This is a genomic window from Blautia faecicola (assembly GCF_004123145.1).
Lineage (GTDB): Bacteria > Bacillota > Clostridia > Lachnospirales > Lachnospiraceae > Oliverpabstia > Oliverpabstia faecicola.
Map to the genome: position 1 here is coordinate 2,617,194 of NZ_SDKC01000001.1, position 12,880 is coordinate 2,630,073.

The following is a 12,880-nucleotide window of genomic DNA, read 5'->3' on the forward strand; positions in this document are numbered from 1 at the left end:
CTTCATGACGTAGACACACTTTTATCACATTTTCCATGTAATATAATACTCAACAAAGCGAACCACACTTTGTTAAAGGATGTCACAACATCGCCTGTTGTGACATTCTCCCCCTCATTAAGTGGTAACAGTTATTTTTAGATTTCCTTTTTCATATTGGCCGGTATCCGAGAGGGTACCGGCCCTTCCTCATTTTATCCGAAATTTATTTCCGGGATCAATCACGGATTTTCCTTGAAACCTCCCTGGAATGTTATATATCAATTGTATTTTCGCCCAAAATAGGATATGATTAATAATATCTATTACTTCTCGGGAGACAACTTATGAAAGACAGGCATAAAAAAGAAAAAAAATCCACAAGAAAGCATCACCGGATTCTCTGGGTGTTCGCTTTCTTTCTTGTAGTCGGAATCGGAGTGACCGCATATATCCTCCTTTTTTCCGCATATACCCGGTGGGTGGAACGGGAGACAACCGCCACCGGCACCGTGCAGGAAGAAATCTACAGTTTCAAGAGCCGGCGGGATCTGCTTTCCCTGACACCGGAGGTCAAACGGGCAGCTTTATACGGACGTGCTACCGAAATTGATTATGGAACCTATATTATCCCTGGACTTAACGCTACAGAAACACAGGTTTTCGGAGAGAAAAACACTTCCTCCATCTGTACTTCCATGACTCCCCAGGGACTCGCCGTTACCGAAGATTATCTTCTGGTCACTGCTTACTGTCATACCAACACGCATAACTCTGTCATCTACGTCATCGATAAAAAGACCCATGAATTTGTAAAAGAAATTGTTCTTCGAAATAAATCTCATGTCGGCGGAATCGCATACGATACGATTCATAACAACATCTGGATCTCCTGTATGTCCCGTGGTATTCCGCAGGTCACTGCGATCACACTGGATCAGTTGAAAAATTACCGTTTTCAGGATGATTACCAGCCGATTTCCTATTCTCAGTCTTACGATCTGTACGCCATTACTCGGAATTCATTTCTGACCTATTATAATAATGCATTATACATCGGTTATTATACTTCCAATTCCGCGAGTGTGCTGGAAGAATACGATATTACCGAGGACGGAACCTTACAGACCAGTACCGTTGACGATGCCACAATTACAACCGGTCAGCTGGGTGTGGATTCGCTGACACCGCTTGCCCTGCCATCCGGGATGCGCGTGATCACAGAGCGGGCACAAGGTGTGGCATTTTATAAAAACAGGATCCTCACCTCTCACTCTTACGGGGTACTTCCGGGATCCCTGAAAGTATTTCCGAACTCTCTGCAGATGCTGCTTGAGGAAGGCACCATGCTGCAGAAGATCCGTTTTCCATCCAAACTTGAGCAGATCTATGTAGATGGTGACGATCTCTATGTACTGTTTGAATCTGCGGCATACGGCTATCGCTACACTTCGCTGACACAGTTTGACCGGATCTTAAAATTAAATCTGAATACTCTGCTGGCAGACAGCACAAACTAATATTATAATCAAAGGAGGGATCGTATGAAGCAGTATCTTTTTCTCGGCGACAGCATCACCGATGCGGATCATCTCTTTGATCCTGCCAATCTGGGATACGGCTATGTCTCTCTCCTTGCCCGCAGACCGGAATATACAGACACTACGTTTGTAAACCGGGGACACGAAGGCTTTACCATTGAGCGGGTGTTACAGATGCTCCGTCGTGACGGACTCGGCGGTCACTGGGATGCGATCACCCTCCTTGTCGGAGTCAATGATATTCCCGTGGAACTTTTTACTTCTCACTCCAGGATCCCCCTGGAGTTTTCTGCCCTTTACCTGGAAGTACTGGATCTTTTATGCCGGCATACTTCCACCATCCTGTTACTGGAACCGTTTCTTTTTGATGAACCGGCAGAATACTCCGCCTGGCATTCTTATATCGAAAAAGAAAGCCAGATCATCCACGATCTGGCACTCTCTTATTCTGCTCATTTTGTCCCGACGGACGCGATACTCCGACAGGCAGCCCGCTGTGAAGGCGTCGATGCGATCACAACCGACGGGATTCATCTGACCACCCGGGGTAATACCCTCCTTGCTGATCTCTGGCATCAGGCATTTACTGCTCTTTCTCCTGACTGATCCCGCCTTCTTTTTCTTTCTGCTTTCGTCTGCGGTTCATGATCCCGCCGATTCTTCCTGTCTCTTTTGCAGACAGAGTCTTCCACCCTTCTTCAAGCACCTGATCGAGAAGTCCGAGTTCCTGCGCGATCTCATATTTCATCCGCTCTTCCCGGCTCATCTTTGCGATATCCTCCCGGCTTATCTTTTTCTCTTTTCCCATAAAAAAAGTCACACTCCTTTTCTCTTGAAGTATGACCTTTTTTTCTCTTTCTATTCACATTGTTCTTTATTTCGGAATGATGATCGATGCGATGATATACGCAAGGATTCCGGATCCTCCCATAAAGGAAAAGATCACCCATGCCAGTCTCACCAGCGTCGGATCGATGTTAAAATATTCTCCGATTCCGCCGCAGACTCCACAGATCATATAATTGGTTGAGGAACGATATAATCTCTTATTTTCCATATTCTGATTCTCCTTTTATCATATAAATTTTTACTCTCTGTTATTTTTTCGGACCCACGCTTAAAATATATCCGTTACCCATTCCACAAACCAGTTAACCGGATCAAAATTGGTATGGTCACTGATTTCACTCATAACCTCATCTTTCATCTCCTGAAAATCCCCGCTGTTGATGGAAAGTGCATCCACCAGATCATTTCCTCCCCGGATTCCTCCGAGAAGCATCCCGCAGATCAGAAGGGCAAGCCCGAGTCCCCCGCAGATTCCGCTGGTTACAAGTAACCCTTTGTTCAAACGCTTCATTCTGCCCTTGCCTCCTTTCCTTTATGTACGATTCTTGAGATAAAATTCAGCGTGGTACGTAATACACGCGGACACAGCTGAAAGGTAAACCACAGGAAAAATACTGCGCATAAGATTCCCAGTGCGATACAGATCAGACCTCCGCCCATGCTTACCAGTCCGGCTGCCGGTGAACTGATCGCATGAAGGATCCCTTTGATCAGAACGGCGATCCCGCCTCCGATCATTCCAATCGCTACGGCGAAAAAGCTGATCCACAGGGCGAATACGGTTGTCAGGATTCCGATAAAAATGCCAAGTGCTCCACCGCCAACGCCGAGAAGCACCGGAGATGCAAAGACCAATATAATGATGAGCAGTGCCCATCCGCCAACACCGCGTTTCGGTTTTCTCGCCTGCATCGCATACGGGCTTTGCGTACTGCTATTCTGCCAGCCTTGCTGTGTACTCTGATTCCATCTGTTCATTGTCTGCCCATTCTGCTGCCAGCCATCGGCGTCCTTCGTCTGACTTTCTGTCCCTGTATTTTCCATATCGGTATCATTCGCTCCGAATGTCGATCCGCCATACTGCAGGTTTGCCTTGATGCTTGCTGCTACTTTTCCCGGACTTCCCAGTTCCTGGATCACGGCATCCTCGTTTTCCTCCCCGGCATCGTCAAAATATTCCTGATAATAGCGAATGGCTTCCTGCCGTTCTGCCGGCGGCAGATCCTGCAGAAGTCTCGCTAATTGTGCAATAAACTGCTCACGATTCATTGTTGATTCCTCCCTCAAAAACCATGGAAATATTAGATGAATATCTCTTCCACTCCTCTTTGTATAAACCCAATTGGGCCAGTCCCTGCTCGGTTACTTTATAATATCTCCGGTTGCGCCCCGCACATTCCAGATCATAGACCATCAGGCACTGATCTTTCTGCAGCCTGCGAAGCACCGGATACAGAGTGGAATCGGAAATGTCGATAACCTTCCGCACATCCTGTGTGATCTTATATCCGTAAGTGCCTTCCTTCTCTCTCGAGACAACGGCAAGAACAATGGCATCCAAAAGAGCCGCTCCTGTATTAAATACCATATCGCACCCCTTTTTCTTTTTTCTGTATGTTCGAACCCTTTCCCGATCTGTTTTCACGAAAAGACTCCGCTCATACCTTTCCCCCGGTTTCCCGGACCGTATGCTGTTTTACATTTGTTACTATACGCCGTATAATATTAGATGTCAACAATTCCTGGGAATCTTTAAAATATCTTAAGACTTCTTCTAAATATCTACAAAAAGCGGCTGCCGCGGAGGTTACACCTCCACAGCAACCGCTTTTCCAAGCGCAAATGAATATAAATAACACTCTTTTACCTTTTTTCCATACGCGCGCTCCAACGCCTGACTGTAATAATGCATCTGTCTCTGATACCGGTCGATCAGTTCCTGTCCCTCTTTTACATGGTCAGTTTTATAATCCACCAGCACCAGGCCGTCCGCCTCTTCCCAGAAAGCATCGATGATTCCCTGCACCAGGATCTGCTCGCCCTGATTCCACGCGGGATTTCTCTCACTGGCATCAATACTCATCACAAACTGCTGTTCCCGGTGCAGTGTGCCAAGGGCAGAAGCTTCTTTCATCCGTTTTCCCACAGCTGAACGCACAAACCAGCTAATCTGACTGGAACGCACCACTTTGGCCGTCTCTTTGCTGATCTTTTCCTCCTGCAACATTTCTTCGATCTGCTGCTCGATCGCCTGCTGCGAATCTGCTTTTGCATAGTCCAGGCACTCTAGGATCCGGTGATATGCGGTTCCCCTTGCTGTGCCCTGCAACAGCTGCTCCCTGCTCTCCTTCATAAAATCGGGAATGATTGGTTCCTGTTCTTTCTCCTCATACAGATAGACAGTCTCTTCCTCCAGCTCCTCTCTGCCCTGTTTTTTCAGTTCTGATACGCTGACCTTCGCCGGAATCTCCTGTAAATATCCGTACGGATACACATAGGAAAATTTCTCTTCCAGATCTTTGCGGATCTTCGCATCAAACACCTCCTGTGGATCCCAGGTTTCATATACGACTCTCTGCCGTACCCGGTCTTCCCTGTCCGTCACCTGATCCGTGATCAGATGTTCCATCTCAAGCACCTCTGTCGGAAACTCTCCGTTCTCTCCTGCAAGTGCAGGAAAGATCCAGTCCCAGTAGCAGCGCGCGCCTTCCCGCATGCCGTAAGGAAGTTTTTCTTCCTGCCAGTCCCGCGCCTCCGCCTGTACTGCCTGATAATCCTCTATTTTTTTCACGGTTCCGGTAAGGATCAGTTTTTCTTTTGCTCTTGTGAGTGCCACATATAATACACGCAGTTCCTCACCCAGACTCTCCAGCCGAATCTGTTTCTGGATCACCTGCCGCACCAGTGACGATGCCTGTGTCCGCTCCTTGGGGTCTACCGCCTGCATCCCGATTCCCAGATCCTGATGGATCACCAGACCGGTGCTGGCATCGGACATGTTAAACCGTTTTCCCATGCCTGCCGCAAAGACAATCGGAAACTCCAGTCCCTTACTTTTGTGGATACTCATGATCCGCACCGTATCTTCCTGTTCTCCACGGATATTGACCTCACCAAAATCCACCTGATATTTCTGCAATTGTTCCACATACCGGATAAAATTAAACAGCCCGCGATAACTGGTGCTCTCATATTCCATCGCTTTTTCCACCAGCATCTGCAGATTTGCCCGCCGTTGTGCACCGCCGGGCATCGCACCTGCGTATAACCCGTACCCGGTCTTTGTCAGGATCTCTCCGATCAGTTCGTGGATCGGTGTGTAAGTGACCTTCTCGCGGAGTTTTTCATAGACAGACCAGAAATTGCCAAGTTTTTCACGCAATTCCGCTTCCTGTCCCTCCTGCAGATAGTTCCAGACGCATCCATAGATCTTTTCTTCCGGGTATCGTGCTTTTAGCAGAGCCAGTTCTCTCGCGCTACAGCCGCCCAACGGCGATAACAGGACACCGGTAAATGGAATCTCCTGCATCGGATTATCCAGGATCCGCAGATAGTTCAGGATCGTCTGCACTTCCGTCGTGGAAAAATATCCAGTTTTGGAAGTGGCGTAAGCGGGGATTCCCATATCCATCAACACATTGACAAAGTTCTCCGCCCAGCCGGTGATCGTCCGAAGCAGGATCACACAGTCCTGATAACGTGCAGGACGATACTGCTTTTCTTTCTTATCCCATACCAGTTCCGTTCCCACCATGCTGCGGATCTTTTCTCCGATCATCCGCGCTTCCAGCTCCTGATCACTCTGTTCCTGTATCTTCTCATCCATACCGTCTGTGCCGGTCTGCGCCACAAGTACCTGGCACGCCGGTTCTTCCGGTGTTCCCTCCGGCTTTTCTTCAAAAACAGCACCCGGATACAAGGCCGCATCTGCATCGTATTCCACCGCTCCCAGATCTTTTCCCATGATCCGGTAAAAGATCTGATTGACGCCTTTGAGCACTCCGGCTCTGCTTCGGAAGTTTTTGTGAAGATCGATTCTCTGACATACACTGTCTTCCAGACTGTAGGTTTCGTATTTTTCCATGAAAAGTTCCGGTCTGGCAAGACGGAAGCGGTAGATACTCTGCTTGACATCGCCCACCATAAACAGATTGTGCTGTCCGAAACGAAGCCGCGATACGCTCTGCAATAAGGTCTCCTGCACCAGATTACTGTCCTGGTATTCATCGATCAGGATTTCCTCAAAGCGGTCGGAAAATTCATCTGCCGCCTGTGTATAACGGATCTTTCCGTCTTCTTTTTTCACCAGAATCTCCAGTGCAAAGTGTTCCATATCCGTAAAATCCACGATATTTTTCTGCCGCTTCTTCTCAGAAAATACTTCGATAAACTGCCGGGTCAGCCGGATCAGCTCCTGCATCGGTTCCCTGCAAAGTTCCAGTTCCTCCAGAACTTCCTCTGTCGTCTCATAAAAATAATTCTCCCGCAGTTTCTTCACTGCCTCTTTTGCCTGATCCCGTAGATTTTTCGCCAGCTCCCGCTTATCCTCCTGCACACTGTCGTCTTTCTTTCGTGACAGTGCTTTCGGTTTCCAGCCATCCAGCAGGACTCTGCACCCGTCAAAATCCTGTGCCGCGAAAGCCTCTTCCAGGTCTCTTCGAAACAAAAGATCCTGTTCCAGTGATTCCCCGTACATATGCGGTCCACCGGGACTGCAGATCACTTCTTTACACCGCTCCTGAAGATACGTGATCTGATTCATCAGATGTCCGGCATCCTCCCACAGTTTCCGCATCCAGACACAGGATGCCAGTTCTTCCCGGGTTCGGATCTCATATGCCTTCGTACAGCTGTCCAGCCATTCCAGCGGCCAGGGATTACTCATGGCAAATTCATACATGCGAAGGATCAGTTCCGCCAGCACTTCATCACTTTTTCCGGTGGCAAAACTCTCCACAAAGCGGTCAAAACTTCCCGTCCGTTCCTGATAATTGCTCTCAAGCACCTCTTTTGCCACATCCTGTTTCAGCAGTTTGATCTCGCCCTCATTTGCCGTGCGGAATCCGGGATCCAGATCGATGGTATGAAAATAGTTTCGGATCACATACGAGCAGAATCCGTCGATCGTCGTGATCTGCGCGTTGTGGATCAACGTCTGCTGTCTTTGCAGGTGTTCATTTTCCGGATCCTGTTCCAGATAATTTTCCACCGCTTCCGTCAGTCTCTCCCGCATCTCTCCGGCTGCTGCCCGGGTAAATGTCACGATCAGCAGCTGGTCGATATCGATGGGACAATCTTTTCTGGTCATTTTCCCCAGGATTCGTTCTACCAAAACAGCAGTCTTACCGGATCCTGCCGCAGCACTGACCAGGATATTTCTATCCCGCAGTTCAATGACCTTCTGCTGTTCCGGCGTCCACTTCATCTCCATCTTCCTTCTCCCCTTTCTCTCTCATTTTCTTCCACAGTTCCTCATCGGAAAATACTGGAAGTCTCCGGAAACTGTTTCCCTCCTGCTTTTCATCAAATCCGCAGATTTCCTTAAAGCTGCAATAGTCGCAGGCGGTCCGTTGTTTCAATTTATATGGATTTTTCTCCATCTCCCCGCCAAGGATCCGTGTTCCATTTTCACGGATCTTATCGTTGACATAGGCACAGAGTTCTTCGAACTGTTCTTTGCTTGCCGTTTTGGAACGACTTGAAAGACTGCCGTTTTTATTGTAGGCTGCCGGGATCACCAGCGATTTTTTCCCTGCTTTCAGTTCCCGATCCAGATCCTTTAAGATCTTTTCTTCTGCCCGGACCAGTCCGTCCACCTTTAATTTTTCCAGCAGTTTCCGTTCAATCTCCTCTTCCTCATCCCCAGGTTTTCCATCCACCAGTGGATCTTTGACATGATAATAAAACATCCCCGCCGGTTCTGCATGTTTTCCCGGATGATTCTTTTCTTCCAGTTCCAGTGCTGCATTCAGATATACGATAAGCTGCAATTGCAGTCCGTGATACACCGAAGTAAGATCCAGAGCCGTATTGCCGGACTTATAATCAATGACTTTCACATAGATCGTATCGTCCTCCTCATAGCGGTCCACCCGGTCAATCCGTCCCCGCAGGCGCAGGCGCTCATCCTCCGATAACTGAAAATTCGATGCTTTCAGATCTTCCTCCATAGAAAAAGAGATTTCAAACCGGCTTGGTTCATATTTTCCTGCTTTCAGCTGTTGCTGCAGTGCCCAGACCGTCCGCCGCAGGATCCGTTTTACACGCAGGATCATATACTGGTTTCTTGCACTGCTCTCCAGGATCGTATTGCCATAGTCGTGAATGGTTTCCTCCACACTCGTATCAATCAGCTGATCCCGTTCCTGATCCGTCAGACTGCGCCATGTCAGCCGGTTTTTTTTGAGATTTCGTGAAAACTGTTCCAGTGCCTGATGGATCACATTGCCCAGATCCACCTGACGAAATTCGTATTCCTGTCGTTCCTCGATTTTCAGACCATACTGCAGAAAATGTGCAAAGGCACAGGCTGCAAACCGTTCCAGTTCCGTCGCACTGTTGTCCAGTTCTTTCCCGTAGAGTGCCACTGCCGCCGCTTTTCCGATGCTGCTCTCCGGTGCTCCCTCGTATGCCGCCCGAATCCAGCGAAGACACTGCTCCCGCCATTCTTCCGACCGCAGATACCAGGAAAACAGTTCTTTCCAGCCATCATTCTGCTCCTGTTCCCCATCCTTTCGAAGTCCTCCCAGAAGAATCTCCGTCGCCTGCTGCGCCATCTGCATCTGGCTGATCTCGTCTTTCGGACTATCCTGGATCACCAGTTTCGGGTACATCCGAAGGATCATCGCGATCAGATACGCCGGACTCTGTGCCTGTCCCTGCGCGTTGGACTGGGCGTAGGAAAGATACAGACACCGGGAAGGTTTCGTCAGATTCAGATACAGATAAAAGCGCTGGATATACATGGATTCCCTCGCCGTTGGCGCCAGTGCTACCTGACGGCTGTCGAGAAATTCCCGGTCAGACTCGGACAGCAGACCGGCTCTTCCCCCGTGTTTCGGGATAATTCCATCGTTGACCCCCGCAAAAAACAGTACCTTAATGTCTTTCAGTCGGGTACGCTCCATCTCACCAAGCAACACCTGATCTGCCGTCGGCGGGATGATGCCCACCCGCATCTCCTGAAATCCCACATCGAGAAGCTGTCCGTACTCCTTCGCCGTGATCGTCTCGCTGCCAAGCATCTGCACCATTTTATCGAGCAGTTCCATGATCATTCCGTAAATCTGGCTGTATTCCTTGACCATCGCCTGATCGCCCTGCGCAGCAAAATCCTGTTCTTTTTCCGCTAACCGCTCCTGAATCCTGTCCTTTACGATCATGTGATAGAGCATCCGCGTCCGTTCTTCTACTGTGTGCTCTTTTTCTTTCATATATTCCGCGAAAGGACCGATCTTTTCCCAGACCTGTTCCCGGATCTGGTTGATTCCTTCGATACTGCCTTCTTCCATCCCCCGGTACCGTCTTACCCAGTGATCCTTCCACTGTTTTTCCCCGCGGATTCCCACAGCAATACAGTAATTTTCCAGTTGATCCACCTGATAAACCGGAATCCCGGACATCCCACAGCGAAGATAACGAAACATACTCTCATAGGAAAAATGCTCCACCACAAGATTTACCGCCGCCCGGATGTACTCCACAAACGGATTCATCAGGATCGAATGTTTTTCATCGATAAAGCAGGGAATCCTGCACTGCTCCATCACCTGTCTGGCATAGCTTCCGTACGTTGTCATATCTCCGGTGATCACCGCAAAATCTCCATATCGGTAGCCTTTTGTCCGCACCAGCAGACGGATCTTTCTGGCGATCTCCTCCATCTCTTCTTTCGGATTGCCTGCCTGAAAGATCTGTACCTCTTCCTGTTCCTTCCGGTACTGCCGTTTATCATACCGAAACAAATGCTGCTCCAGAAATTCGAGTGCCGGTGCCTCATGGAAACGGCTGTGTTCTCCCGGATGCACCCACCAGGGATCCAGAACTTCCACCCGTTCTTCCGCTGCCATCCGGGTCAGAGACTCCATCATCTCCCCACTCATCCGAAACAGATGCTGCGGACGTTTTAACTGTGCCACAGACACCTTCTCATCCAGTGTCACCGTCACCCAGATCTGCCGCGCCATCTTCAGCAGTTCCCGCAGCAGCTTATTCTGTATCGGGGTAAATCCGGTAAATCCGTCCAGAACGATCCAGCTGTCTCTCACCAGCCGGGAGCTTCCGATCTTCTCACACAGAAGATCCAGCACTTCCTCCGCCGTGATATATCGTTTTCTCAAAAACTCGGAAAATCCCTGATAAATGGTCTGCACATCCTTTAATTTGTGATACAGCAGCGGTTTGTCTTTTGCCAGATTGCCGATCTCGTCCAGTTCCTCCGGGTGAATATCGTACTGCATCAGCTCGGATAACAGTGATTTCATCTCACTGACGGTTCCCAGTTTTTCCAGACTGCTGCCAAGAACTCCCAGTTTTTTCTTCTGTTCCTGTACCACACGCTCCAGCACCAGAATCTTTCCCACATCTTCCAGCACCGGTGTCTGATCTCCGCCCACTTCCGCAAACACCCGGTGTGCCAGGCGGTCAAAACTCAGGATATCCACATTCATGATCCCGTGCCGTGGACTCAACGATACCAGTTCTTTCTGTGTTTGCATCGTAAACTGTTCCGGTACGATCACCAGATAATTTCTCTCCGGATGCTCCCCGGCTTCCTGTAAGATTTTCTGATATAGCTGAAAGGATTTTCCAGCCCCCGAATTGCCGGGTACAAATTGCAGCGCCATGGATCTTTTCCTCCTTTTTTTGTTCCTGCTTCTGTCTGCGCTCAGCATCTTTTCGTCTGTCTTCTTCTCTCTGACAGTTACGACCCCTGTCTTTTTACCGGCAGGGGTCGTAACTGTGTTTTACATTTTTCTGATTGGTTCACACGGAATATGCTGTTTCCCGTTCTGTTTGATTGCATTATAACCCTTCATAGTCAAAAAGTGGAATAAAACTTTCTTTTGCCGTCCCGCCTTCCTGAAAAAATCCCTGGGTGATACCCAGATCCAGCGCATGATCCAGCACTTTCTCGTACTCCCGTTTCGTCACCCGCCGGTTCAGATCCGGAATGTTCCGTACCTGCGGAAGCGGTGTGTACTGGTTCATCAGGCTGATGGTCAGATCGTCTCCATACGTTCCATACAACTCATCGAGTACCGCAATTGAATTCTTCGTATGTCCCGGCAGGATCAGATGCCGGACGATCACACCTTTTTGGATATAACCGTCCTCATCGTATGCACAGGTTCCGGCAGCCTTCATCATCTCCCGGATTGCTGCCCGGGCAACTTCCGGGTAATCCTTTGCCCTGGAATATGCAAAAGCAAGCTTCGAATCCATATATTTAAAATCGGGAAGCCAGACATCCACAACCTCTTCGAGCATCTGCACCGTTTCCACCCGTTCGTATCCGCTGGAATTGTAGATCACCGGCAGATCCATTCCCTGCGCCTTCGCTTTTTTGAGTGATTCGATCACAGCCGGGACGTAATGTGCCGCCGTTACCAGGTTGATATTCGCCGCTCCCTGTTCCTGCAATTCCAGAAAAATCTCGCTGAGGCGTTCCCCTGAGATCTCTTTCGCACAGTTTCCCTCCGCGATCTCAAAGTTCTGACAGAAGATACATCGGAGACTGCACCCGGAAAAAAATACCGCACCGGATCCCCGCGTCCCGGAGATACAGGGCTCCTCCCACATATGGAGTGCCGCCCTCGCCGCCCGTATTGTTGCATCCATTCCGCAGTAACCCTTTTCTCCGGCTGCCCGGTTTACACCGCACATCCTCGGACACAGCGTACATGTATCCATTCCCATGTTTCCTTTCCCCCTGTTTCTTTTTATTTCTCCGTTTCGGAAAGCCGTCACTTTCTCCTGGGATTTCATAAAACCCGGCTGTTTCTCATACACTAATAAAAAGCATCGGAAAAGGAGTGTGTATCTATGAGTTCCAAAACCAGGATTGTTGTACTACATATGAAAGAAGTGATCTATACCGCTATCTTTCTCGTACTCGGTCTCCTGATGATTGTTCTTCTTCTGATCATGTTCGGACCATCGAAAGACAAAGAAACCGCATCCTCTGTCCAGACAACTTCTGCCCTCACCGGACAGTATTTGCCGGGTGTCTACACCACCGCCATTGAGCTGAACGACAACACCTTTGACGTGCAGGTAACCGTGGACAGCAGCCATATCAATTCCATCGAGCTGATAAACTTAAGTGAATCCACCGCCGCCATGTACCCGCTGATGGAACCTGCCCTCGAGGAACTTGCCTCCCAGATCTATGAAAAGCAGTCCCTCGAAGACATCACCTACGAAGATGACAACAAGTACACTTCCATGCTGCTCTTAGAAGCCATCAAAAGCGCACTCGCGAAAGCTTCTGTTTTGCAGCAATAATTTCA

The 12,880-nt window shown here is 49.0% G+C and carries 11 protein-coding genes; 3 read left to right on the forward strand and 8 right to left on the reverse strand.

What is annotated here, in order from left to right; all coding sequences use genetic code 11:
- The first annotated feature begins 326 nt into the window (after window positions 1-326).
- Both ETP43_RS11790 and ETP43_RS11795 read left to right on the forward strand, forming a co-directional pair.
- The gene (locus ETP43_RS11790) at window positions 327-1,499 is read left to right on the forward strand and encodes a YncE family protein (protein WP_118567292.1); all 1,173 of its coding nucleotides are present in this window, start codon (window positions 327-329) and stop codon (window positions 1,497-1,499) included.
- Between the two features lie 24 nt (window positions 1,500-1,523).
- Entirely contained in the window at window positions 1,524-2,126 is a 603-nt protein-coding gene (locus tag ETP43_RS11795; protein ID WP_129258249.1) for an SGNH/GDSL hydrolase family protein, read from the forward strand.
- On the opposite strand, the gene ETP43_RS11800 is transcribed toward ETP43_RS11795, so the two are convergent.
- The 8 genes from ETP43_RS11800 to ETP43_RS11835 form a co-directional block, all read right to left on the reverse strand.
- Window positions 2,104-2,328 (reverse strand): small, acid-soluble spore protein, alpha/beta type, encoded by a 225-nt coding sequence (locus tag ETP43_RS11800; protein WP_022399509.1) that lies wholly within the window; start codon window positions 2,326-2,328, stop codon window positions 2,104-2,106. The two genes, ETP43_RS11795 and ETP43_RS11800, sit on opposite strands and share 23 nt — an antisense overlap.
- Window positions 2,329-2,394: 66 nt before the next feature.
- A complete protein-coding gene (locus tag ETP43_RS11805) occupies window positions 2,395-2,577 on the reverse strand; it encodes a PspC domain-containing protein (RefSeq protein ID WP_022172278.1) in 183 nt (60 codons plus the stop codon).
- Window positions 2,578-2,637: 60 nt separating this feature from the next.
- On the reverse strand, window positions 2,638-2,880 hold the full coding sequence (locus ETP43_RS11810; RefSeq protein ID WP_022172279.1) for a hypothetical protein: 243 nt from the start codon (window positions 2,878-2,880) through the stop codon (window positions 2,638-2,640).
- Complete coding sequence (locus ETP43_RS11815) at window positions 2,877-3,638, reverse strand: DUF1700 domain-containing protein (protein WP_129258251.1); 762 nt, start codon at window positions 3,636-3,638, stop codon at window positions 2,877-2,879. The genes ETP43_RS11810 and ETP43_RS11815 overlap by 4 nt, the downstream gene beginning before the upstream one ends.
- Window positions 3,628-3,957, reverse strand: coding sequence for a PadR family transcriptional regulator (locus ETP43_RS11820; RefSeq protein ID WP_022399506.1), 330 nt, complete (start codon window positions 3,955-3,957; stop codon window positions 3,628-3,630). The genes ETP43_RS11815 and ETP43_RS11820 overlap by 11 nt, the downstream gene beginning before the upstream one ends.
- Before the next feature lie 219 nt (window positions 3,958-4,176).
- Window positions 4,177-7,800, reverse strand: a complete 3,624-nt coding sequence (addA, locus tag ETP43_RS11825; RefSeq protein ID WP_129258253.1) for a helicase-exonuclease AddAB subunit AddA — start codon at window positions 7,798-7,800, stop codon at window positions 4,177-4,179.
- Window positions 7,760-11,215 (reverse strand): helicase-exonuclease AddAB subunit AddB, encoded by a 3,456-nt coding sequence (gene addB, locus ETP43_RS11830; protein ID WP_129258255.1) that lies wholly within the window; start codon window positions 11,213-11,215, stop codon window positions 7,760-7,762. Before addB ends, addA begins: the two co-directional genes overlap by 41 nt.
- A 178-nt stretch (window positions 11,216-11,393) precedes the next feature.
- Window positions 11,394-12,281 carry a radical SAM protein gene (locus ETP43_RS11835; protein WP_129259596.1) on the reverse strand — a complete coding sequence of 296 codons (888 nt, stop codon included), beginning with the start codon at window positions 12,279-12,281 and terminating at the stop codon, window positions 11,394-11,396.
- 132 nt (window positions 12,282-12,413) lie between these two features.
- Here ETP43_RS11835 and ETP43_RS11840 point away from each other — a divergent pair, with 132 nt between their 5' ends.
- Window positions 12,414-12,875 carry a hypothetical protein gene (locus ETP43_RS11840; protein WP_022399502.1) on the forward strand — a complete coding sequence of 154 codons (462 nt, stop codon included), beginning with the start codon at window positions 12,414-12,416 and terminating at the stop codon, window positions 12,873-12,875.
- Window positions 12,876-12,880 lie beyond the last annotated feature (5 nt).